The sequence below is a fragment of the Oceanobacillus sp. CAU 1775 genome, assembly GCF_054482815.1.
On the sequence record NZ_JBTLRO010000003.1, the window covers coordinates 298967 to 322471 of the forward strand.

Consider the following 23505-nt stretch of genomic DNA (forward strand, 5'->3'; position numbering starts at 1 on the left):
ATTTAAATGCCCGTTCATCAGAAACTTTGATGGGCGGGCATTTTAATTTTATGTGGTTTGCTTTCTCTCTTGATCCAAGTCGTGAGAGTTTCATCGAAGATTTTTTACATGGTATAATAGATAGAAACGGTAAAGCAGGAGGATATGTAAAGTGAAGCAGGGGATTATTCAACACCAAACGCTGGAAAGAAAAATAAATCAGACACTTATACAATCGCTGCAACTATTACAATTTACTTCTACAGAGCTACATCATTACTTGAATCATATTGCGGAAGAGAATCCTTTAATAGAAGATATAATTTTTAATTATGAAGAAAAGCCAACTACATACCACCGTTCGGAAACGGTTTCCTTGGAAGAAACAAATGCAAGTGAAAAAAATTTATATGATGTTTTGCTAGATCAAATTTTAACCATGAATCTTTCTCCTGACCTAAAAAAAATAACGGAATACGGAATCTATTCCTTGGATGAAGCAGGATATCTTGATATTACTCTAGAAGACTGGGCAGAAAATTGTGCGGTAGATATCCCCCAGGTAGAGGAGTCATTAAAAGTTATCCAACAGCTTGAACCATTCGGTGTTGGCGCTCGCTCACTTGGTGAGTGTCTTCTTTTACAAGTAAGACAGATGAAGGGCTACCACGATTATATGGATGACTTATTGTTGTATCATCTGGAGTGGCTTGCAGAAAATGAGTTTGAAGCAATTAAGGATACTTATAATATAGAAGAAAATGAGGTTGCTGAGCTCTTTCAAATGATCCAGGGATGTAACCCAAAGCCTGGTCAACTGCTCACAACTTCTCCAACAGAATATATCATTCCAGAGGCAAATATTTATAAAGATGAAGCAGAGTGGCATATTGTTTTTCATCACCTAAGTATCCCGAAAATTATATACAGTAAGCCTGCTTTAGAACAAGTAGATCGCGAAACAAAGGATTATTTAAAAGAAAAAACACAACAGATTGATGGAATAAAAAGAGCATTGAAATATCGTGCATCGACTTTGGAATTGGTTTTAAAAGAGATTACGGATAAACAACAAGCTTTCTTTGAAAATGGAATAATTGGTCTTGTCCCTTTAAAGTTGAGTGATGTTGCGAACAAAGTAGGTTTGCATCTCTCTACAATTAGTCGAGCAATTAGCAATAAACATATTCAAACTCCGCATGGTGTCTATCCTATAAAGTTTTTCTTCCAACACGGAATAAAACAAAAGGATGGATCAATTGCTACAATTATAATTAAGGATTTAATAAAACAAATCATTAGTCAAGAAAATAAAGATAAACCTTTATCAGACGAAAAGATTCGCTTAGAATTAGAGGGGTCGTATTCTTTAAAGGTAGCGAGACGCACGGTTATGAAATATCGAGAGCAACTAAATATACCCTCATCATTAAAAAGGAGGCAACAGATTTAACATGCATATTATTTTTTATACGAAAGAAATATGTTCTTTATGTGACGATGCAGAAGCTTTGCTTTCAGCGTTTTCTTCTGATTATCCACATACGATTGAAAAAAGAGATATTTATTCAAATGAAGAGTGGTTGGAAAAGTACCAATTATTAATTCCAGTAATTGAAATCAACGGAGAACAGCTAAATTGTGAAGAAATTAGTTATGATGCAATAGAAGATTTTTTGAAAAAACACCAAGGAGAATAGCGATTGCTATTCTTTTTTTGGTTCTAACGTAAATAGTTGTAATTGAAAGTGTGTGTGGTATAATTATTTTATGCGAGGGACTGTTTACGTCTACCATGGACTTTATTTGTCCAGCTAAGGAGTTTAAGATGAAAACAATAGTAAATTTACAAAAGAAGTTAATTCCAGATGTATTGGAAACAATGGAAGAACGCTATTCGATATTAAAAAGCGTAAAGCTACTGCAACCAATTGGAAGAAGAGGATTGGCTGAGAATGTAGGTTTAACTGAACGCCATGTCCGAGGTGAAATAGACCTTTTACAGCAACAGGGCTTAATTTATATAACAACCAAAGGCATGTACACGACGAATGAAGGAAATCATGTTTTAGATAAGTTAGCAGAACTCATGACTGAACTTCGCGGATTAAATGTTTTAGAAAAGCAGTTAATGGAAAAACTAAAATTAGAGAACATAATTATCGTGCCGGGTAACAGTGATGAACATGATTGGGTAAAAAAAGAAATGGGCAAGGCCTGTGTCGGTCATCTTAAAACAATTATTGGTGATAATTATACGATTGCAGTAACTGGTGGAAGCAGTGTTGCCGCTGTCGCAGACGTTATGATGCCTCTGAATCAAGAAGGGAATTATAATTTTGTCCCAGCTCGTGGTGCACTTGGGGAGCAAGTTGAAAACCAATCCACACGTATTGTTGAGGAAATGGCCAAGCGTGCGAAAGGAAATTACAGTTTACTTTATGTACCAGATCCTTTAAGTGAAGCTGCATATCAAAGTTTAATGAAAGAACCAACAATACAGGATATTGTGCGCAAAATTAAGCAAGCTAATATAGTTCTTCACGGTGTTGGTGACGCTTTATCAATGGCTGCTAGAAGAAAAACATCAGAAGAAGTAATGGAAATTTTAGAAGAGAAGGAAGCTGTAAGTGAAGCTTTCGGCTATTACTTTGATAAACATGGAAATGTGGTCCATCGAGTGAGGACAGTTGGTTTGCATATTGAAGATTTATCTTCTATTGAAACTGTGATAACGATTGCAGGTGGAAAATCAAAGGCTCAAGCAATCGCATCTTACTTTGAAAAAGGTAAAAGTGATTTGCTGATTACAGATGAAGCATGTGCAAAAGAGATCTTAAAAGGTTAAACCTTTTATAAATATAATAATTTTACTATATGGAGGAAGAATTATGACAATAAAAGTAGGAATAAACGGGTTTGGTAGAATTGGACGACTTGTATTAAGATATGCTATGAAACAAGAAGATGTAGAGATTGTAGCGATTAATGATTTGACAGATGCAGAGATGCTTGCACATCTATTAAAGTACGATTCTGTGCATGGTGTGTTAGATGAAAAAGTAGAAGTATCAGGTTCAAGTATTATTGTTGGTGGCAAAGAGGTAAAAGTACTATCTGAAAGTGATCCAGCAAACTTACCTTGGGGCGAACTAGGTGTTGATATTGTAATTGAATCTACTGGCCGTTTCACAAAACGTGAAGATGCTCAAAAACACATTGATGCAGGTGCAAAGAAAGTCATGATTTCTGCACCAGCTACAGATGAAGATTTAACAATTGTTATGGGTGTTAACGAAGATAAATATGATGCGGACAACCACCATATTGTTTCTAATGCTTCATGTACGACAAACTGCTTAGCACCATATGCAAAAGTATTAAATGATGCATTTGGTATCAAGCGTGGAATGATGACAACGATTCACTCGTACACGAATGATCAGCGAATTCTAGATTTACCACATAAAGATTATCGTCGAGCTCGTGCAGCAGCGCAAAATATTATTCCAACAACAACTGGTGCTGCTAAAGCTGTAGCAAAAGTTTTACCTGAATTAGAAGGTAAGTTAAACGGGATGGCAGTACGCGTTCCAACTCCAGACGGTTCATTGGTTGATTTAGTTGTAGAGTTAGATAAAAACGTAACAGCTGAAGAAATCAATAGTGTATTTAAAGAAGCTGCTGAAGGTCCATTAAAAGGAATTTTACAATATACAGAGGATCCTATTGTATCATCTGACATTGTTGGAAATGCCCACTCATCAATTATCGACGGCTTATCAACGATGGTAATGGAAGACAACCTTGTAAAAGTAATCAGCTGGTATGACAACGAATACGCATACGCAGCCCGCTGCGTAGACTTAGCAAAATTCATGCAAAAGTAAACGAGCAAAAGTAACTTTAATATAGCCTAATCCAATAGCGGAGGAGAACATAAATCGTCTCCTTCGCTATTTTTATAGGGATTTTAATTTTATGGTAGTTACTTCATGGATTATTACAAGCGTTTAAACAGCTTATACTATATAATGATTAGTGGAATAAAAACTTGGGAAATCCTAAATATAGTAAATTGCAAAATACATAATTGGGAGGTTGTTTGAATGAACAAGAAATCATTAAAAGATTTTGATGTTAAAGGAAAAAAGGTGTTTTGTCGTGTGGACTTTAACGTACCAATGAAAGATGGAGAAGTAACAGATGACACACGAATAAAAGCAGCAATTCCTACAATTGATTATTTAACCGAAAATGGTGCAAAAGTAATTCTAGCAAGTCACTTAGGAAGACCTAAGGGAGAAGTTGTTGAAGAATTACGATTAGATGCAGTAACAGCAAGACTGAGTGATTTAACTGGAAAAGAAATTTTAAAAACCGATTCTGTCTATGGTGCAGAAGTAGATGAAGCAATTTCACAATTAAACGATGGTGACATTTTACTTCTAGAGAATGTTCGTTTTGAAGCTGGCGAAGAGAAAAATGATGACGAACTAGCTTCGGCATTTGCAGCGATGGCGGACTTATATGTAAACGATGCTTTTGGAGCAGCACACCGGGCACATGCATCAACGGCAGGTATAGCTGAGAAGTTACCAGCAGCTGCTGGTTTACTATTAGAAAAAGAAATTGAAGTGCTCGGAAAAGCATTAGAAAATCCGAAGCGACCATTCACAGCAATTATTGGTGGTGCAAAGGTAAAAGATAAAATTGATGTTATTGATAATTTATTAGATAAAGTTGATAACTTGATTATCGGTGGAGGCCTTGCGTTTACGTTCATTAAAGCTCAAGGACATGAAATAGGAAAATCACTCCTAGAAGCTGATAAAATTGAGTTAGCAAAAGAATTTATTAAAAAGGCAAAGGAAAAAGGTGTAAATTTCCTTATTCCTATAGATACAGTTGTAGCAAATGAATTCTCTGCTACAGCAGATACAAAAATTGTTCCAGTAAATGAAATACCAGACGACTGGCAAGGATTAGATATTGGTCCTGACACACGTGCACTTTATCGTGAAGTAATTGAGGCGTCAGAATTAATTTTATGGAATGGTCCGATGGGAGTATTTGAAATGAACCCATTCGCAGGCGGTACAAGGGAAGTTGCTGAAGCACTGGCACAGACGGAAGGATACTCAATTATTGGTGGAGGAGATTCCGCAGCTGCAGTTGAAAAATTTGGTTTTGCATCTGAAATGGATCATATCTCAACCGGTGGCGGTGCTTCATTAGAGTTTATGGAAGGTAAGGTTTTACCAGGTGTCGCAGCGCTGGATGATAAATAATTTTTGGGGGTTAAAACAATGCGTAAAATAGTTATTGCAGGCAATTGGAAGATGAATAAAGTATTAAGTGAGTCCGTAGATTTCACGGAAAAAGTTCTAGATAAATTTACAAACTCAGATAAGGTTGAGGCAATTATTTGTGCGCCATTCCCATATTTGAAATCGCTTGTTGATCAAACGAAAGATACGGGAGTAAAAATTGCAGCACAAACCATGCATTTTGAGGAAAGTGGCGCATATACAGGAGAAGTAAGTCCTCTTATGCTCAAAGATATCGGTGTTACTCACGTAGTTATTGGGCACTCTGAAAGAAGAGAATACTTTGCTGAAACAAATGACACTGTAAATAAGAAGGCAGTCGCTGCACATCAACACCAGTTAGTTCCTATCATTTGTGTAGGTGAATCATTAGAACAACGAGAAGCTAATGAAACGGTAGCACATGTACGAGAACAAGTAACTGCTGCTTTAGAAGGGCTTTCTCATGATGAAATTGCTAAAACAATTATTGCTTATGAGCCGATTTGGGCAATTGGTACAGGAAAAACTGCTACTAGTGAACAAGCAAATGATGTCTGTACTGATATTCGCCGCGTCATTAAAGAGTTGACGGATGAAGCAACTGCTGACCAAGTAGTCATTCAGTATGGTGGTAGTGTGAAACCAGCTAATATTAATGAACTATTAGAGCAATCTGATATTGATGGCGCATTGGTTGGTGGCGCAAGTCTTGAAGCTGAATCTTTCTTACAATTAGTGGAGGCAGGTACTAAATGAGTAACAAAGATAAATTAGCTGCTTTAATCATTCTCGACGGTTTTGCGATGCGAGATGAAGAAGTTGGAAACGCAATAAAACAAGCTAAAATGCCAAACTTTGACCGCTATTGGGCAACGTATCCACATAGCCAACTCACTGCAAGTGGGGAAGCTGTAGGCCTGCCTGAAGGTCAAATGGGAAATTCTGAAGTTGGACATCTAAATATTGGTGCCGGACGAATCGTATATCAAAGTTTAACGAGAGTTAACCTCGCAATTCGTGAAGGAGATTTTTATCAAATTAGAGCTTTCCTGGAATCAATCCATAAAGCGAAAGCAAATAAAAAAGCCCTCCACCTATTTGGACTTTTATCTGATGGTGGTGTGCATAGCCATATTAATCATTTGTTCGCGCTGCTTGAACTAGCGAAAGCCAACGAACTTGAAAAAGTTTATATCCATGCTTTTTTAGATGGACGAGATGTTGGTCCGCAAACAGCGTTAACATATATTCAACAGACGGAAGATAAAATGAAAGAGCTAGGTGTTGGAGAGTTCGCAACGATTTCTGGTCGATATTATTCGATGGATAGAGACCGTCGTTGGGAGCGCGTCAAGAAATCTTATGAAGCGATGACACAAGGGAAGGGTCCGAAATACAAAAATGTAGTCGACCTTATTGAGGACTCTTATGAAAAAGGAATTCATGATGAATTTATTATTCCTTCTGTTATCGTTGATGAAAATGATGAACCTGTAGGCTGTATAGAAGATAATGATTCTATTATTTTCTATAATTTTAGACCTGACCGTGCCGTACAAATATCACAGGCCTTTGTTGATGCAGATTTCCGCGACTTTGATCGTGGAGAAAATGTACCTAGTGATATCGACTTTGTAACGTTTACTAATTACAGTGAATCTCTAAATGGGTTCGTTGCATTTGCTCCAAATAATCTCGACCATACAATTGGTGAAGTACTTTCTAAGAACGGCTTAAATCAATTACGAATAGCCGAAACTGAAAAATATCCACATGTTACGTATTTTATGAGTGGTGGGAGAAATGAAGAGTTTCCAGGTGAAACACGGATACTAATAAACTCTCCTAAGGTAGCAACATACGATTTACAACCTGAAATGAGTGCTTATGAAATAACTGATACACTACTTAAAGAATTAGATACAGGTGAACACCAGGCAATTATCCTGAACTTTGCTAACCCAGATATGGTTGGTCATTCAGGGAAACTCGGCCCGACAATTAAAGCACTTGAAGCTGTGGATGAGTGTTTAGGTCGGATTGTTGATAAAATAACTGCGCTAGGTGGCACAGCAATTATTACAGCAGACCACGGGAATTCAGACGAAGTAGTTACGATGGACGGTGAGCCAATGACTGCTCATACGACAAACCCTGTACCAGTTATTGTTACAAACAAAGATTATATGCTTCGTAATGGTGGCATACTTGCAGATCTATCACCTACACTATTGGATATTCTAGATATAGAAAAACCGGAGCAAATGACAGGTGAATCTTTAATTATTAGATGATTTATTTTTTAAAGCTTTGTATATAACTATATTAATTATAAAAAAGGAGAGATTTGTAAATGCCATATATAACAGATGTTTATGCTAGAGAAGTATTGGATTCACGTGGAAACCCAACAATAGAGGTAGAAATTTCAACGGAATCAGGAGGCTTCGGTGCGTCACTTGTTCCTAGTGGAGCTTCAACTGGTGAGTATGAAGCAGTTGAATTACGAGATGGGGATAAAAGTCGTTACTTAGGAAAAGGCGTAGAAAAAGCAGTCAATAACGTAAATAATCTTATTGGTCCTGAACTTCTCGGTTTAGATGTAACACGACAAAATATTATTGATGCACTACTTATCGAACTTGATGGAACAGAAAATAAAGCGAAACTTGGTGCAAATGCTATTCTAGGTGTTTCAATGGCTGCAGCACATGCGGCATCTAGCTATTTAGATATGCCTTTGTATAATTATCTAGGTGGGTTCAATGCGAAAACTTTACCTACACCAATGATGAACATCTTAAATGGTGGCGAGCATGCGGATAATAATGTAGATATCCAAGAGTTTATGATTATGCCTGTCGCAGCACCTACATTTAAAGAAGCTTTACGCGTAGGGACAGAAATTTTCCATAGCTTAAAGAAAGTTCTAACAGACAAAGGATTAAATACAGCTGTTGGAGACGAAGGTGGATTTGCACCTAACCTTGCATCAAATGAAGAAGCGCTACAAACGATTATGGAAGCAATTGAAGCAGCTGGCTACAAACCAGGTGAAGAAGTTCAACTTGCAATGGATGTTGCAGCTTCAGAGATGTTTGAAGATGGAAAGTACAATCTTAAAGGTGAAGGCCTTGTTCGTACATCAGCTGAAATGGTTGATTGGTATGAAGAAATGGTCAATAAATACCCGATTATTTCTATTGAAGATGGGCTAGATGAAAACGACTGGGACGGCTTTAAACTACTAACAGAGCGTATTGGTGATCGCGTCCAACTAGTTGGCGATGATTTATTTGTTACAAATACAGCGAAACTTTCTGAAGGTATAGAAAAAGGAATTGCAAACTCTATTCTAATTAAAGTTAACCAAATTGGTACGCTAACAGAAACATTTGAAGCAATCGAAATGGCAAAACGTGCAGGCTACACAGCTGTAATCTCACATCGTTCTGGTGAAACAGAAGATGCGACAATTGCAGATATTGCAGTAGCAACAAATGCAGGCCAAATTAAAACAGGCGCACCATCTCGTACAGATCGTGTAGCAAAATACAATCAGCTTCTCCGCATTGAAGATGAACTTGCTGGTATCGGCGAGTACGCAGGAGCACAAGCATTTTACAATTTAAATAAATAAGATAAAATAAATCCTAGACAAGAAGTTGTTTCTTGTCTAGGATATTTTAATAGTCATTTGGTGATAAAAAGCTTTGAAAATGGATTTTCGGGTTGGTAGGGGGAAATAGATATGAACAAAGATATTTTACATACAATAAAATCTCGTCGCTCAACACTTACATTTAAGAATGAAGAAATTAATTTAGATCTTTTAAAAGAAATATTTACATATGCATCTTATGCTCCAACACATTATATGACGGAATCGTGGAGAATCAAGCTTTACCAAGGAGCTGGCAAGAAGCATTTAGTAGATGCAATTATTAAAAGTTATCAGCGCAGTGGGCTATTGAAAGCAAATAATCCGAGTGCAGGTGAGTCAATTGCTAACTTCCTTTTAACAATCCCGCATCATGCTTTGATTTACTTTGAGAGACAACTAGATCCTGTACGAAACGAAGAAGAATACGCATCGGTAGCAGCGTTTATTCAAAATGCCCAACTTGCAGCATGGGAACTAAACGTAGGCATACTCTGGACTATCACGCCATATATGCATGACGAAGCATTTATAAAGGATGTCGGACTAGATCCAGAGAGGCATAAGATAGCTGCGGTGTTACAGATGGGTTATCCAGATAGAGTGACTCGGTTTAGGGAGAGAATGCCTGTGGAAGAATTTATGGAGGTTGTTGAGGGCTAATTGGAGGTTGTTGAGGAATGTGACTTGGCAGGTTGGCTTGTCTTGAGCTCGATGTAAATTCGCTCCATCTTAGGGCCAAATCGCTCGACCTAGTAGCCAATTCGATCGACGTGGCACTCAAATCGATCAATCATTGAGTTAGTATAAATAGTGGACATACCAATTGAGCCATGTTTAACTAGATTAAATATGGAGAGGGACGTGTTCAAGGTGAGTAAACAAGAGCATAAAACATACAGTAGTGAATTCAAAGAGTATGTAGCGAAAATGGTTGTTTTAGATGGTCATAATATGAGGGAAATAAGTGAGAAACTAAGTGTTCCATATGGCACGTTGAAACGTTGGGTGCAGACCTTAAAGAAGCAACAATTAGCAGCAAAAAAAGAAGGTCAACTTCAGCTATTGACAGCGACAGAGTATAAAGAGTTATATGAGAAAGAACGTCAAGAAAGGCTTGATATAGAAGAGGAGAACGAAATCCTAAAAAAAGCGATGCACATCTTCACGCAAGAAAGGAAGTAAAATTTGCGTTCATCTATGAACATCAAAAGGAACACACCATTGTGAAGATGTGTAAAGTCTTAGGTGTATCAAGATCAGGTTACTATGCGTATGAAAAACGTTTAAAGCGTGAAGAGACGGAAAGGGAGAAATTCAACCGTCATTTAGACGAGCGTATTGTTTTCCATTTCCTTGATAATCATGGGTTTTACGGTAGTCCGAGAATCTATAGACTTTTGAAGAAGGAAGAGATTAAAGTTTCTCCAAGGAAAGTGGGAGAACGCATGAAACAACTGGATTTATACGCAACTCCACCGAAACCTTATGTGGCTACAACGGACTCAGATCATACACAGCCATTTTTCCCTAATGAACTTAATCAAGAATTTGAACAAAGCGCACCGAACCAAGCTTGGGCGACGGATATCACCTATATTCATACTGGAGAAGGCTTTTTATATTTAAATCCCGTCATGGATCTATTTTCACGTGAGATTATTAGTTACAGAATCGCTGATCACATGAGAAAAGAATTGTCTTTAGGAGCGTTGAAAGAAGCGATAACACTACGCCAGCCGAAAGAAGGATGGATTCATCACTCCGATAGAGGATCGCAATATTGCGCAAATGATTACGTAGAAACACTGGTAGAAGCTGGTGCGACGATTAGCATGAGTCGTAAAGGTAACCCCTACGATAATTCCTGTATGGAAAGCTTTTTCGCTTCGTTGAAGAAAGAGTATTTGTATAAGTGTGTTTTTGAGACAAAAATACAAGCCATTTTAGCAATAGAATTTTATATCAAATTTTATAACGAGAAGCGAATGCATTCGTCACTGGATTATATGAGCCCAAAAGAGAAAATATTAAGCTATGAAATGAGCCAGCACCGAGGGATCGCTAGAGAGCAATTATCCTCTGCGTAAAGGAATGAATGTGATATTGGTTCATTCCTTTACGCAGAGGCATCCAAGTGACTCGAATGAGTCGCGCGGAAGATAGAAAAGTGGCTCAATGAGAGAGCTATTGATGTCTATTATATTGACAGAAGTCCAATCATCCCGCCAATTCGCTCGATCCAGTGCTCGATTCGATCAGTAGCCAAGCCAATTCGCTCAACCCAGCTCTCAATCCGAGCACCCCTGGACTCAAATCGCGCATCATAGCCCTCAATTCGAGCACCCCACACTCCAATCCGCGCATCACAGTCCTCAATTCGAGCACTCCACAGTCCAATCCGCGCATCACAGCTCTCAATCCGAGCACCCGCACCACCAATTCACGCACTCCACATCTCAATCCGAGCACTCAACCCCTCAACTCCCGCACCAACGCTTCCACTTCCCCCGCCGTCCCCATTGAAAGAATCTCTTCAACTTTCTCAGAGAAAATCCCGCTATCCACTCGGCGGATCAGTTTACGAGTTGCTAATACAGAAGCTGGATTCATACTTAGTTTATCAAGTCCAAGTCCGAGTAAGATCGGAATTGCCACTGGGTCACTGGCCATTTCTCCACACATGCTGACCGAGATTCCTTCAGCTTTAGCTGCTTCATAGACAAGGTGAATTAGTTGTAAAACTGCTGGATGACATGGCTGATAAAGGTTAGAAACCCATAGATTCATTCGATCTGCTGCTAATGTATATTGGATTAAGTCATTCGTTCCAATACTAAAGAAATCAACTTCTTTTGCAAATTGTCGGGCAAGCAGAGCTGCTGAAGGTGTCTCTATCATGATTCCAAGCTCGATATTATCTGAAACAGCCACTCCACCATCAATCAACATCTGCTTCTCTTCCAAGAAAATCGATTTGGCTTCACGGAATTCTTCTAAGGTAGCTACCATTGGAAACATTATCCGAAGGTCGCCATGAATACTAGCTCGAATCAGAGCTCGTAAATGTGGTCTGAAAATATCTTCGTTTGCTAAGCAAAATCGGATCGAGCGAAAACCGAGGAAAGGATTACGCTCGATAGGTGTATCGATGTAAGGAATTTTCTTATCCCCACCTATATCAAGCGTGCGAACAACAACAGGTTTATCCCCCATTTTTTCTAGAACATATTTAATTGCTTCGTACTGTTCATTTTCGGTGGGAAGTGCATCACTTTCCATATAAATATATTCCGTTCGAAAAAGTCCAATCCCTTCAGCTCCATACTTTAATGCCATATCCACTTCATCTGCTGAAGATATATTTGCTAAAAGTTCAATTTCCACTTTATCTTTCGTAAATGTTCTTTCATCTTTAAAAAGTTGTTCTTCTATTTTATCTTGAGATAATTTATTCATTTTCATTTTATATTCATTTAAGACTTCCGCGCTAGGATTTATAATCACAGTACCGTTAGCTCCATCAATGATTACAGTATCGCCAGTTTGAACTTTTTCTGTAATTTTTTCAACGCCAACTACTGCGGGTATCTCGAGCATGCGTGCAAGGATTGTAGAGTGAGACATGACACTGCCAAAATTTGTTGCAATCCCCTTGATATAATGATTATTAAATTCGGCTGTTTGCGAAGGAGTTAAATCGTCACTAATAATAATGACTTCCTCTTGCGACTCGGAAAAGTCTGGTAATGGTTCGTTAACTAAATGACCATAAACACGCCTAGATACATCAGTAATATCGATTGCTCTTTCCCGGATATATTCATGATCCATTGCCTTGAAGAGACTAATAAATTCTTCCGTAACCTCACGTAAAGCTGACTCTGCATCATAGCCATCATCCACAATTTTATCTCGAATAGAATGCAGAAATTCTGGGTCTTGTAAAATTAAAAAATGTGCATTAAAGATTTCAGCTTCTTCTTCACCAATCTTTTCTATTGTCCGTTGTTTTATCTGCTCAACATCAATAATTGCCAAGCGTAATGCTTCATCAAGTCTTTCGAGTTCTCCAGAGGCTCCGAGCTTTTCTTTATTCAAGGAATCTATATTTCCAGTTTTTAATTTATAAACTTTAGCAATTGCTATTCCTGGAGCTGCACTAAAACCCTGTATGATTTGCATTCCTGATTCACTCCTCGAGTTAAAACTAAATTTCATCCAATTGCTTTTGAAGCCACTGTGTCACATGGTGGATAACATCATCCTTGTTTATTTCATTATGGAGCTCATGTCTTGCATCAGGGAAAAGCATGACAGAGACATTGTCTAAGCCTGAATCAGCATATAACTGTGCCGCACGGAAGACTCCTTTTCCATAATTTCCGACCGGATCTGCATCCCCACTTAAAAATAATAATGGAAGATCTGCGCGTATATCTTGGTTATTAACCATATCCTGCATTCTTAGAATGCTTGTAAGTAAGTCAGCAAAAAAACCAGCAGTAGGCACGTAACCTGTAAAAGGATCTTCTACATATGCAGCTACTATCTCATCATCTCTTGTTAACCAATCAAAGGCTGTTTGGAAATTTAAAATTTTGCTATTGTGGTTGCCAAAGACGATATCATTCATAAGATGTGATTGCTCTTTACGAGGGAGCAATGCTGCAATATTTAACCCGACAGTTGCTGTGAGTTTTGGAAAAAATCCTGTACCAGATAAAATCGCTCCGCTCGGTATATGTGATGCCTTTTGTAAAAAGATACGTGCAATAAAGGAACCCATACTATGTCCATAAATAAAAATAGGTAGATCTGTATGTTTTGCTTGAACATGTTGTATAACTTCATGCATATCCTCAACTAGAATATTAAGGTCATTCGTATCTGAAATATAACCTAAATGTCCTTGTTTCTCACCAGTTTTTCCGTGCCCACGATGATCATGGCCATAAACGATATATCCTTCTGCATTCAGTTTCCTAGCTAAATCATCGTAGCGCCCGATATGTTCCATCATTCCGTGTGAAATTTGAACAATAGCTTTTGCTTGCTTTAGATCTGCTCCCCAAGAAACGGTGTGGATATCACATCCGTCACTTGCTTTTAACCAGAAAGAATCTTGCATGTCTATCGCCTCCGTCACTATATATATTATCTATCATATAGAAAAAGGAATATACGGAGCAAACTTAAACCATTAAAATGAGAATTATCTTGCCTTATAAAATACAAGTGTGATAAAGTATAAGATAGTTATTGTTGGCACAGGAGGTATCATTTTAACCATGTTAATGGCAGTGAATATTTTATTAGTGATTAATGCAATCATCCTAATCGTATTAGTACTTTTACAATCAGGACAAAGTGCAGGTCTATCTGGTGCGATTTCGGGTGGAGCTGAACAGTTATTTGGAAAACAAAAAGCAAGAGGAATCGACTTGGTTTTACACCGTAGCACGATCGTATCTGGTATTTTGTTTTTCGTACTTGCATTCTTAAGTGCATATGTCTTGCAATAAAAGCTGACCCTTATCACAATCTGTGGTAAGGGTTTTTTTCGATTAAAATGATAAAAAATATAGAAATAGGGAAAAGATGATGATAAGGGGTTTAGATAAGATGAAAATAGTTCAGCCAAAGCCATTTACATTTGAAGCAGGACCCAGAGCCGCACTTTTACTACATGGTTTCACAGGTCATTCTGCAGATGTACGCATGCTTGGAAGGTTTTTAGAGAAGAAGGGTTATACAAGCCACGCACCAATCTACAGAGGGCACGGTGTTCCCCCAGAAGAGCTAATCACTTCAAATCCAAAAGAGTGGTGGGAGGATGTCCAAAAGGCATTAGACCACTTGAAGAATCTCGGTTATAAAGAGGTAGCGGTAATTGGCCTATCTCTAGGTGGAGTGCTTGGTTTAAAATTAGCATACACAACTCAAATAAAAGCGATTATCCCAATGTGTGCTCCAATGTATTTTGATAATAAAACACAACTCACACAAGGCTTCCAAGATTTCTCTAAGGAATATAAACAGTTAGAAGGCAAAGATGAAGCTACAATTGAAAAAGAAGTATCAGCACTAATGGAAGATTCTAAAGAAGTTTTTATAGGGCTTGAATCTTTAATCAAAGATGTAAAAGAAAATATTGATACGATTTATACACCGACTTTTGTTGTACAAGCTGCTAAGGATCAAATGATAAATCCAGAAAGTGCTAACTATATATTCGGAAACGTCGAATCTGATAAGAAAGACATGAAATGGTATGAGAATTCAGGCCATGTCATTACTTTAGATAATGAAAAAGAAATATTACATGAAGATATTTATCATTTCCTAGAAAGTTTAGATTGGGAAAAGTGATTATAAAAAGCAAAAAGGTTAACAATAAAGAGAAAGAGGGTGAGAATGTGAAAACAAAATTATTAACAATTTTTCGTGAAGAAGAAGATAAACCATTAAAAGTTGAAGAGATTGAAGAAAAGCTTCATATTCAAGATGCCGAGGAATTTAAGGATTTGGTTAAGACATTGAATGAATTAGAGGAATCTGGTGAACTCGTCCGTACTAGAAAGAATCGTTACGGACTACCAGAACGCATGAATCTTGTTTTAGGTAAAATCCAAATGCATAAGAAGGGCTTTGCTTTTCTAATTCCAGAAGAGGAAGGCATGGATGATATATTTATTAATCCATCAGATCTAGCATCAGCTATGAACGGCGATAAGGTGCTTGTTAGAAGAGAAAAACAATCGGATAACCGTGACCGAGCAGAAGGAACGGTTGTAAGAATTCTCAACAGAGCAATTACTGAGATTGTTGGAACCTATCAAGACAATAAAAATTATGGATTTGTAATTGCCGATGATAAACGTGTTCCGAATGACATTTTTATCCCAAAAAATAATTCAAATGGTGCGATAGACGGTCATAAGGTGCTTGTGAAAATTACAAAGTATCCTGAAGAATGGAGCAGCGCTGAAGCAGAGGTTACACAGATTTTAGGACATAAAAACGATCCTGGAATTGATATTCTCTCAATTATATACAAACACGGAATCACAATTGATTTTCCAGAAGAAGTGTTAGAACAGGCTGCAAATACACCTGAATCGATTTCACCTGAAGATATCGAAGGTAGAGTCGATCGTAGAGATGAAGTCATTGTTACGATTGATGGAGCAGACGCAAAGGATTTAGATGACGCGATATCTGTTAAGGTTTTAGAGAATGGAAATCATCAATTAGGAGTATATATTGCAGATGTCACGCACTATGCACAGGAAGACTCTCCAATAGATGAGGAAGCATATGCACGCGGTACAAGTGTTTACTTAGTTGACCGAGTTATCCCGATGATTCCACATCGTTTGTCGAATGGGATCTGTTCTTTGAATCCAAAGGTTGACCGTCTAACGATTGGCTGTGAAATGGAAATCAACGCAGCAGGAGAAGTTGTACGTCATGAAATTTTCCCAAGTGTTATTAACACAACGGAAAGAATGACTTATACAGATGTTAATAAAATCCTTATGGAAAAAGATGAAGAACTCATTCAAAAATATGAACCACTTGTACCAATGTTTCAGGAAATGGAAAAGCTTGCAGCAAATCTTCGTGCTAAACGTAAAGAACGCGGGGCTATCGATTTTGATTTTCCAGAAGCTCAGGTACTTGTCGATGAAGATGGGACAGCTACAGATGTTATTCTCCGTGAACGTGCAGTTGGTGAAAAACTAATTGAAGAATTTATGCTAATTGCAAACGAGACAATTGCGGAACATTTCCACTGGCTAGAAGTACCATTTATTCATCGTATACACGAAGATCCAGATGAAGGAAAGCTAGAAGGATTCTTTGAGTTCTTAGCTGGACTAGGGATTTCGGTAAAAGGAACAACAAATGAAGTTCACCCACAAGCATTGCAAAAAGTTTTAGAAGGTATTAAAGGTGAACCAGAAGAAATGATTGTATCAAAACTAATGCTTCGCTCACTAAAACAAGCGAAGTATGATCCAGAAAGTGTTGGTCACTTTGGACTTGCGACTGAGTTTTACACGCATTTCACGTCACCAATCAGAAGATATCCCGACTTTATTGTGCACCGCTTGATTCGAACGTATCTTTTTGATAAACAAATGGATAGCAAAACAAGAGCTGATTGGAAAAATCGTCTTCCTGAAATAGCTAGACATACATCAGAAATGGAAAGACGAGCAGTTGATGCCGAAAGAGAAACCGATGATCTGAAAAAAGCAGAATTCATGAAAGACAAGATCGGTGAAGAGTTCATCGGCATGATAAGTTCTGTTACGAACTTTGGTTTATTTGTGGAATTAGAAAACACTGTCGAAGGTTTAGTTCATGTAAGCTATCTCGTGGATGATTATTATCATTATAATGATAGAGCACATGCATTAATTGGTGAACATACCGCGAAAATGTATCGTGTAGGCGACGAGGTAAAAGTTAAGGTAATAAAAGTTAATATTGAAGAACGAGTGGTTGATTTTGAACTTATCGAATCACTTTCTAACCGTAAAGCAGATTCTAGTAAGCAAGAGATCCCAGGTAGACGGAAGAAGAAAAACAATCAACATAAAAAGAACCAGAATAAAAAAAGACGTAGATAAAAAAGTAGTGAGCGCGATGCTCACTACTTTTATATTATAAAGATGCACAATTTCTTATGTATCGCCTATAATAAGCTAGAAATCTTTCTGAATGTTGCCCTTGGTAAAAACAATTGTTGACAGCTAACTTACTTATCGATTATACTTATTTTACTTTGAATAATTGGGTGAACGGATAGCAAGATAGAATCATACAGATAAAGTAATTTATGATGAAAGTTGGACTCGGTAAAAATTACGACTGTTAAAATTGAGGTGTATCTATGGAAAACGTGTTATTAGCTTTTCTCTTTACTTTATTTGCAGGGCTTGCAACAGGTGTTGGGAGCTTGCTTGCTTTTTTTACAAAAACAACAAATACAAAATTTCTTTCGTTTTCACTTGGTTTATCTGCAGGTGTCATGATTTACATTTCGATGATTGAAATTTTCTTCAAAGCAAAGGATTCACTTACTGCAGCATTAGGAGAAACACCAGGATATACATGGACAGTTATAGCTTTTTTCGGAGGTATGCTTATAATTGCGTTAATTGATAAATTTATTCCTTCTCATTCGAATCCACATGAAATTAAGAATGTAGAAGATATGAGGAATCCTGGTAAAGCAATCAAAGATCCAGAGCTGATGAAAATGGGAACCTTCACTGCATTAGCAATTGCTATTCATAACTTCCCTGAAGGAATTGCTACATTTGTTGCTACATTACAAGACCCTACGATTGGGTTTGCCATTGCAGTCGCAGTTGCGATTCATAACATTCCCGAGGGTATTGCTGTATCTGTGCCAATTTATTATGCAACAGGCAATAAAAAGAAAGCATTTAAACTTTCTTTTTTATCAGGATTAGCAGAGCCACTCGGTGCTCTTATTGCATTTCTTGTTTTAATGCCTTTCCTAAATGATTTTGTTTTTGGAATTATATTTGCTATGGTGGCGGGGATAATGGTGTTCATTTCATTAGATCAACTTCTGCCAGCAGCTAAGAAATACGATAAAACGCATTTGTCCATTTATGGTGTCATTGTAGGGATGGCGATAATGGCAATTAGTTTAATTTTATTACCACAATAAAATGGACCGAGATTTTCTAATTGGCTTCTATGCTAATTTTTGTTAAAATAGAAGTCTATGCTAGATATGAGGGGGTGGACGTATGCCAAAAGGACATGGAAGTACAATCGCAGTAAATAAAAGAGCAAGACATGATTATTTTATCGAAGAAACCTATGAAGCAGGAATTGTTCTTAAGGGTACGGAAATTAAATCTCTCAGAATGGGTCGAGTGAATATTAAAGATGCACATGCGCGTATCGATAACAGAGGCGAAGTACAATTAATAAATCTTCATATAGCTGAGTATGAGCAAGGGAATCGATATAACCATGACCCGACAAGATCACGTAAGCTTTTATTGCACCGTAAACAGATTGATAAATTAATTGGGTTAACAAAGCAACAAGGATACACGCTTGTTCCGTTAAAAATCTATATTAAAAATGGATTCGCGAAAGTATTAATTGGGCTTGGAAAAGGGAAGAAACAATATGATAAGCGCGACGATAAGAAAAATCAACAAATGAAGCGTGATGCTGATCGAGCAATGAAAGAATATAATCAGTAATTGATGTAATAATTCCCAGTACTTTAAAAGTGACATGATTTATGCTATAATCAATATACAGTTCAAGCTAACCTTAGCTGTTCTCATTCATATGGGGACGTTTAGGATTCGACAGGGGTAGGTTGAGCTCAGGTTGCGCGTCGAGGTTACGGCTCGTAAAACGTTATCGCCTATAATTGGCAAAAACGAAAATCTTTCTTTAGCAGCTGCGTAAGCACTGACTAGAGGATCCTTCCTGCAATCGCCTGTGTTGCCGTTTTGAAGGGTCTCAAACTTAAGCAGGCTAAACTAACATCCACCGTCTGAGGATAGTTGGTTGAAACCAATCAGACTAGCATTCACAAAGCCTGTTGATAGGCCAAGTGGATTGCGAAATACTAATATATCAACTACACGTGTAGAAGCCTGAGTGTCGATATCTCTGGACGTGGGTTCGATTAGTAATTAGTCGCCTTTTGTGGTAACACAGAAGTGAAAATTCGGCTTTATCGGTGAAACCTAATTTGCTTTATTTAGCAAAATGGCAATACCGAGTGGTATGTGGAGCAATCCAACAGCCATGTATCGACTTATAGGCTGCCAATTTGGTAGTACTAGGATACGAAATACTGCCAGTGATGGTAAATATAAATTTCGTATAATACGCCGAGGGTCCTAAAAATAGGATCAAGATATAGTCAGTGCCATGACGAAAGCATGGAAGTGCACGTCCCACCGTCTCCACCAATACATAATGTTGGTGGTTTTTTTATGTTTAAAACTAATGGATTTAAAACTTAAAAAATATTTCTTCAAATAATATTTTCTTCTTAAACAATTACTGAAATATTCTCGGTTTAAAATCCCCCATATACGGAAATACGAATAAACAAATGATAAATGATTTATATTAACCTTACCCACTATAAAAAAGGGAGCTGTCATTTGTGGATACATTTCTATTTGCGTTATATACCATTCTTTACATCGCTTTACTCGTATGGGGCATAAGTAAATCGCCGAGAGGAAACTTTTGGTCATTACGTACTTTTTTATTTTTAGTTCTTATCGGATTAATTTATGATAATAGTATCATGGCGCTTGGAAAGTTCATTGGAGAAGGTGACTTACTAGAAACTCTGAATTTACTCCGTTACTGGAGTCATGGACTTTTCACACCAACCTTAGTTTTATTCTCGCTTGGCGTGTTACAAGCTGGGGATACGAAGTGGGCGAAAACAAAAATTGCGTATTACTCTGCTATAATATTTACTGGGATATTGATTTTTATCGAATTCCGTACACAAATTATTGGACTAGAGTTAGAAGCAGTATGGGAATATGGTGTACTTCGCTATACTGAAGTTGATCCTTCAGGTGGACCACCGATTATGATTTTACTCATTACTGCTGCTTTACTAATAGCTGGACTTATACTTTGGATTACTAGTGGGTGGGCATGGATGTTTGTAGGTGCTATCATTATGACAATCGGTAGTGTTGTTCCAATTCCACTAGAAAGTGAAGCAAGTACAAATGGGTTTGAACTCATTTTGCTCACCTCACTTCTTTTAACAAAAATTCATATGGAAAAATAAATAAAGATCGCTGGTGAAATTTCATCGGCGATCTTTATTCGTCTCTTTTTGTAAAATTTTCTTGAATTATGGCGTAAACAAGGCAATTTACCCTAATAAAATACAGTCCTTTTCATGAATAAAGAAAAATTCGTCGTTTTATGAAATATAACTGTAATATTTCCATAACCGAAATGAAATCTTAACATGTTATACTACCCTTAGTTTGAAAGACATAAACATACAATTTTCACGATATTGCTTTATATAAATGATTACTAGATAGAGAGAAGATCTATTGCAATGATTGTGTTGGAAGTGGGGAACGAGTCAATTGAAGAAATCTTTATTAACAGTTGCCGCAGTTACTGTGGTAAGTTTTGGTAGTGTATTTTTCAGTACGCCAGCATCAGCAGAATCTTTAGAAGAGCTAAAAGACAAACAAACAGAGATTCAAGAAGAACGCAAAAGTCTTAAATCTAATCTATCAGATGCAGAATCTGAAATTGCAGATCTTTTAATAGAGTTAGAAGAAATTGAAGTAGAGATTAAGAGAATTAATAATGCAATTGAAGAAAACAAAGCAGCAATCAATGAAAACAAACAAGAAATCGAAAATACAGAACAAGAAATAGAAGCACTTGAAGCAGAAATTTTAAAATTAGAAGAAGCAATTGAAATGCGTTTTGAAATTTTAAAAGATAGAGCAGTTGCTTACCAAAAAAATGGTGGTAACATTTCATATATCGAAGTACTATTTGGTTCACAAAGCTTTGGCGATTTTATTAGTAGAGTAACTGCAATTTCTAAAGTAACTGATTCAGATACTGCTTTAATGGAACAAATCGAAGCTGATAAAGTTGTCGTTGAAGAGAAACAAGTGGAAGTTAAAACGAAACTAGAAGAATTAGAAACGCTAAGAGTAGAACTTGAAGGTATTCAAGCACTTATAGAAGATCAAGAAAAACAAGCAAAAAACAAACAATCTGAACTTAAAAATAAAGAAAAAAATCTTCGCGATAAAGTAAAAGAATTAAAACTTGAAGATGATAAATTAGTTTCACTAGAAAAGAAAGTTAAAAGTAATATTACAGCTTTAACAAGACCTCCAGCACCACCAAGCACAGCACCATCAAAAGGTAACCTATCTACTTTAAGCAAGAGTACTTCATCAAATAGTGGTGGCTACTTAGCTTGGCCTGCAGTTGGTGGGTATATCTCAAGTTATGTTGGTCCTAGATGGGGTAGAAGCCATAATGGAATTGATATCGCTAGACCTAGTAACTACAATATTTTAGCTGCTGAAAGTGGCGTTGTAACTGCTGTGGGTAGTTATGCCGGCTTTGGAAACAGAATTGAAATTCAGCATAGCAATGGACTGAAAACATTATATGCACATCTCTCTTCTATGCAAGTTCAAGTTGGTCAGCAAGTAAGTAGAGGACAAGTTATCGGTATCATGGGTTCAACTGGAAATTCTACAGGAATCCATTTACATTTCGAAGTTAGAAAAAATGGTGCCCTACAAAACCCAATGGATTACTTAAACTAAAAAATAAATCTTGAAGAGTATTCTCTTAATTGAGGATACTCTTTTTTGTTATATAGGAAATTATAAAATTTCTATGGTGTTGATATTAATAGTGGGATAGCCACGTCCGGCTCCAGCACCCAACGACTATCAAACTTCGCACTCCTTCAATCGATAAGTCAACATCGGCTCGTACCTCGCCGTGTTTCCTTTATCTCAACGAGAAGGGGAAGTTCAACTAAGAACGCCACATCACGTGACAACGTTGAACCACCCCACGTCCTGTGAGGCGCAGTTTGTTCGTCGTTAAACGGGCGCTTGCAACTTTGTTATATATTTTGACCCACGTCAAGGCATAGGATATAAAAGACAGCTATAATTGAAGTATATATCAGGAAGCAGGTGGTTGACGATGCAAGAAGTCTCGTTGATATTAGCTTTTGGTGCAGGGTTATTATCGTTTTTATCCCCTTGTTCACTACCGCTATATCCAGCATTTCTTTCCTATGTGACTGGAATGTCAGTAGACGAATTGAAATCTGATCGACGCGGAATTTTTAGAAGTAAAGCTTTTACACATACGATACTATTTCTAATCGGGTTTTCAATTATTTTTCTAGCAATTGGGTTATCAACAACTTTTATAGGAAGATTCTTTTTAATTTATCAAGATTTATTAAGACAGGTTGGCGCAATCATTTTAGTGTTTTTCGGTTTGGTTTTAGTAGGGATATTAAGATTTGATTTCTTATTAAAGGATAGAAAAGTTCACTTCAGTCGACGCCCGGCTGGATATCTAGGCTCCGTCCTCATAGGAATAGCTTTTGCTGCGGGCTGGACACCGTGTACTGGACCAATTCTTGCGGCAGTAATTGCGATGGGTGTTGTTAATCCAGGAATGGGATTATTCTATATGTTCTTTTATGTGTTAGGATTTGCAGTTCCATTTTTACTGATGACATTATTTATTGACAGACTCAATTTTTTCAAAAAATACGCCGCAAAATTCATGTTTATCGGTGGAATATTGATGATTATTATGGGGATTATTTTATTCTTCGATTGGCTGACAGTTATCATTGAACTATTAATTCCATGGTTTGGTGGATTTACAGGGTTTTAAACTTGATAGTTGCTCCCTTTGATAGTGACCTCTCATATGAAAAAGGGAGCGTGCTTTTTTATTGACCAATATACTATA

General features: G+C 37.3%; 22 protein-coding genes and 1 other RNA gene. 20 read left to right on the forward strand and 3 right to left on the reverse strand.

The annotated features are described in order from the left end of the window. Positions 1 to 151: 151 nt before the first annotated feature. From rpoN to ACXYMZ_RS07670, 11 genes are all read left to right on the forward strand, one after another. Positions 152 to 1432: an RNA polymerase factor sigma-54 gene (rpoN, locus tag ACXYMZ_RS07620; RefSeq protein WP_458947788.1), complete on the forward strand. Its 1281-nt coding sequence runs from the start codon at positions 152 to 154 to the stop codon at positions 1430 to 1432. Between the two features lies 1 nt (position 1433). Continuing rightward, positions 1434 to 1679, forward strand: a complete 246-nt coding sequence (locus ACXYMZ_RS07625) for a glutaredoxin family protein (RefSeq protein ID WP_458947789.1) — start codon at positions 1434 to 1436, stop codon at positions 1677 to 1679. A gap of 128 nt (positions 1680 to 1807) precedes the next feature. Next, positions 1808 to 2827: a sugar-binding transcriptional regulator gene (locus tag ACXYMZ_RS07630; protein WP_458947790.1), complete on the forward strand. Its 1020-nt coding sequence runs from the start codon at positions 1808 to 1810 to the stop codon at positions 2825 to 2827. A gap of 43 nt (positions 2828 to 2870) precedes the next feature. After that, a complete protein-coding gene (gene gap / locus ACXYMZ_RS07635; protein ID WP_458947791.1) occupies positions 2871 to 3869 on the forward strand; it encodes a type I glyceraldehyde-3-phosphate dehydrogenase in 999 nt (332 codons plus the stop codon). Positions 3870 to 4088: 219 nt separating this feature from the next. Continuing rightward, complete coding sequence (locus ACXYMZ_RS07640; protein WP_458947792.1) at positions 4089 to 5270, forward strand: phosphoglycerate kinase; 1182 nt, start codon at positions 4089 to 4091, stop codon at positions 5268 to 5270. 18 nt (positions 5271 to 5288) lie between these two features. Next, a complete protein-coding gene (gene tpiA, locus ACXYMZ_RS07645) occupies positions 5289 to 6047 on the forward strand; it encodes a triose-phosphate isomerase (RefSeq protein WP_458947793.1) in 759 nt (252 codons plus the stop codon). Then, positions 6044 to 7585, forward strand: coding sequence for a 2,3-bisphosphoglycerate-independent phosphoglycerate mutase (gene gpmI / locus ACXYMZ_RS07650; RefSeq protein ID WP_458947794.1), 1542 nt, complete (start codon positions 6044 to 6046; stop codon positions 7583 to 7585). The genes tpiA and gpmI overlap by 4 nt, the downstream gene beginning before the upstream one ends. A gap of 59 nt (positions 7586 to 7644) precedes the next feature. Continuing rightward, a complete protein-coding gene (gene eno / locus ACXYMZ_RS07655) occupies positions 7645 to 8931 on the forward strand; it encodes a phosphopyruvate hydratase (protein WP_458947795.1) in 1287 nt (428 codons plus the stop codon). Between the two features lie 111 nt (positions 8932 to 9042). Continuing rightward, positions 9043 to 9615, forward strand: a complete 573-nt coding sequence (locus tag ACXYMZ_RS07660) for a nitroreductase family protein (protein WP_458947796.1) — start codon at positions 9043 to 9045, stop codon at positions 9613 to 9615. Between the two features lie 210 nt (positions 9616 to 9825). Beyond that, positions 9826 to 10137 carry a transposase gene (locus ACXYMZ_RS07665; protein ID WP_458947797.1) on the forward strand — a complete coding sequence of 104 codons (312 nt, stop codon included), beginning with the start codon at positions 9826 to 9828 and terminating at the stop codon, positions 10135 to 10137. An 11-nt stretch (positions 10138 to 10148) separates the two neighbouring features. Continuing rightward, positions 10149 to 11042 carry an IS3 family transposase gene (locus tag ACXYMZ_RS07670; RefSeq protein WP_458947834.1) on the forward strand — a complete coding sequence of 298 codons (894 nt, stop codon included), beginning with the start codon at positions 10149 to 10151 and terminating at the stop codon, positions 11040 to 11042. Positions 11043 to 11152: 110 nt separating this feature from the next. Here the strand turns inward: ACXYMZ_RS07670 and ACXYMZ_RS07675 are convergent, their stop codons facing one another. From ACXYMZ_RS07675 to ACXYMZ_RS07685, 3 genes are all read right to left on the reverse strand, one after another. After that, positions 11153 to 11305, reverse strand: a complete 153-nt coding sequence (locus tag ACXYMZ_RS07675; RefSeq protein ID WP_458947798.1) for a hypothetical protein — start codon at positions 11303 to 11305, stop codon at positions 11153 to 11155. Between the two features lie 119 nt (positions 11306 to 11424). Continuing rightward, the gene (gene ptsP, locus ACXYMZ_RS07680; protein WP_458947799.1) at positions 11425 to 13137 is read right to left on the reverse strand and encodes a phosphoenolpyruvate--protein phosphotransferase; all 1713 of its coding nucleotides are present in this window, start codon (positions 13135 to 13137) and stop codon (positions 11425 to 11427) included. A 25-nt stretch (positions 13138 to 13162) separates the two neighbouring features. Further along, positions 13163 to 14083: an alpha/beta hydrolase gene (locus ACXYMZ_RS07685; RefSeq protein WP_458947800.1), complete on the reverse strand. Its 921-nt coding sequence runs from the start codon at positions 14081 to 14083 to the stop codon at positions 13163 to 13165. 160 nt (positions 14084 to 14243) lie between these two features. Between ACXYMZ_RS07685 and secG the strand changes: the two genes are divergently transcribed. The 9 genes from secG (at position 14244) to ACXYMZ_RS07730 (ending at position 23427) form a co-directional block, all read left to right on the forward strand. After that, a complete protein-coding gene (gene secG / locus ACXYMZ_RS07690) occupies positions 14244 to 14477 on the forward strand; it encodes a preprotein translocase subunit SecG (protein ID WP_458947835.1) in 234 nt (77 codons plus the stop codon). 100 nt (positions 14478 to 14577) lie between these two features. Then, positions 14578 to 15324, forward strand: a complete 747-nt coding sequence (locus tag ACXYMZ_RS07695; protein WP_458947801.1) for an alpha/beta hydrolase — start codon at positions 14578 to 14580, stop codon at positions 15322 to 15324. A gap of 47 nt (positions 15325 to 15371) precedes the next feature. Next, positions 15372 to 17594, forward strand: a complete 2223-nt coding sequence (gene rnr / locus ACXYMZ_RS07700; protein WP_458947802.1) for a ribonuclease R — start codon at positions 15372 to 15374, stop codon at positions 17592 to 17594. A 263-nt stretch (positions 17595 to 17857) separates the two neighbouring features. Further along, a complete protein-coding gene (gene zupT / locus ACXYMZ_RS07705) occupies positions 17858 to 18667 on the forward strand; it encodes a zinc transporter ZupT (RefSeq protein WP_458947803.1) in 810 nt (269 codons plus the stop codon). 82 nt (positions 18668 to 18749) lie between these two features. Continuing rightward, complete coding sequence (smpB, locus tag ACXYMZ_RS07710) at positions 18750 to 19217, forward strand: SsrA-binding protein SmpB (RefSeq protein ID WP_458947804.1); 468 nt, start codon at positions 18750 to 18752, stop codon at positions 19215 to 19217. 101 nt (positions 19218 to 19318) lie between these two features. Continuing rightward, positions 19319 to 19657: a transfer-messenger RNA gene (gene ssrA / locus ACXYMZ_RS07715) on the forward strand. Positions 19658 to 20143: 486 nt separating this feature from the next. Continuing rightward, complete coding sequence (locus ACXYMZ_RS07720) at positions 20144 to 20794, forward strand: hypothetical protein (protein WP_458947805.1); 651 nt, start codon at positions 20144 to 20146, stop codon at positions 20792 to 20794. Positions 20795 to 21107: 313 nt separating this feature from the next. Next, positions 21108 to 22325, forward strand: a complete 1218-nt coding sequence (locus ACXYMZ_RS07725; RefSeq protein ID WP_458947806.1) for a murein hydrolase activator EnvC family protein — start codon at positions 21108 to 21110, stop codon at positions 22323 to 22325. Between the two features lie 391 nt (positions 22326 to 22716). Continuing rightward, positions 22717 to 23427 carry a cytochrome c biogenesis CcdA family protein gene (locus ACXYMZ_RS07730; protein WP_458947807.1) on the forward strand — a complete coding sequence of 237 codons (711 nt, stop codon included), beginning with the start codon at positions 22717 to 22719 and terminating at the stop codon, positions 23425 to 23427. Positions 23428 to 23505 lie beyond the last annotated feature (78 nt).

Bases quoted from the DNA above. Each gene is read 5' to 3' on its own strand.
- ACXYMZ_RS07625 (WP_458947789.1), top strand. From the start codon at position 1,434: ATGCATATTATTTTTTATACGAAAGAAATATGTTCTTTATGTGACGAT.
- ACXYMZ_RS07630 (WP_458947790.1), top strand. From the start codon at position 1,808: ATGAAAACAATAGTAAATTTACAAAAGAAGTTAATTCCAGATGTATTG.
- gap (WP_458947791.1), top strand. From the start codon at position 2,871: ATGACAATAAAAGTAGGAATAAACGGGTTTGGTAGAATTGGACGACTT.
- ACXYMZ_RS07640 (WP_458947792.1), top strand. From the start codon at position 4,089: ATGAACAAGAAATCATTAAAAGATTTTGATGTTAAAGGAAAAAAGGTG.
- tpiA (WP_458947793.1), top strand. From the start codon at position 5,289: ATGCGTAAAATAGTTATTGCAGGCAATTGGAAGATGAATAAAGTATTA.
- gpmI (WP_458947794.1), top strand. From the start codon at position 6,044: ATGAGTAACAAAGATAAATTAGCTGCTTTAATCATTCTCGACGGTTTT.
- eno (WP_458947795.1), top strand. From the start codon at position 7,645: ATGCCATATATAACAGATGTTTATGCTAGAGAAGTATTGGATTCACGT.
- ACXYMZ_RS07660 (WP_458947796.1), top strand. From the start codon at position 9,043: ATGAACAAAGATATTTTACATACAATAAAATCTCGTCGCTCAACACTT.
- ptsP (WP_458947799.1), bottom strand. From the start codon at position 13,137: ATGCAAATCATACAGGGTTTTAGTGCAGCTCCAGGAATAGCAATTGCT.
- ACXYMZ_RS07685 (WP_458947800.1), bottom strand. From the start codon at position 14,083: ATGCAAGATTCTTTCTGGTTAAAAGCAAGTGACGGATGTGATATCCAC.
- secG (WP_458947835.1), top strand. From the start codon at position 14,244: ATGTTAATGGCAGTGAATATTTTATTAGTGATTAATGCAATCATCCTA.
- ACXYMZ_RS07695 (WP_458947801.1), top strand. From the start codon at position 14,578: ATGAAAATAGTTCAGCCAAAGCCATTTACATTTGAAGCAGGACCCAGA.
- zupT (WP_458947803.1), top strand. From the start codon at position 17,858: ATGGAAAACGTGTTATTAGCTTTTCTCTTTACTTTATTTGCAGGGCTT.
- smpB (WP_458947804.1), top strand. From the start codon at position 18,750: ATGCCAAAAGGACATGGAAGTACAATCGCAGTAAATAAAAGAGCAAGA.
- ACXYMZ_RS07730 (WP_458947807.1), top strand. From the start codon at position 22,717: ATGCAAGAAGTCTCGTTGATATTAGCTTTTGGTGCAGGGTTATTATCG.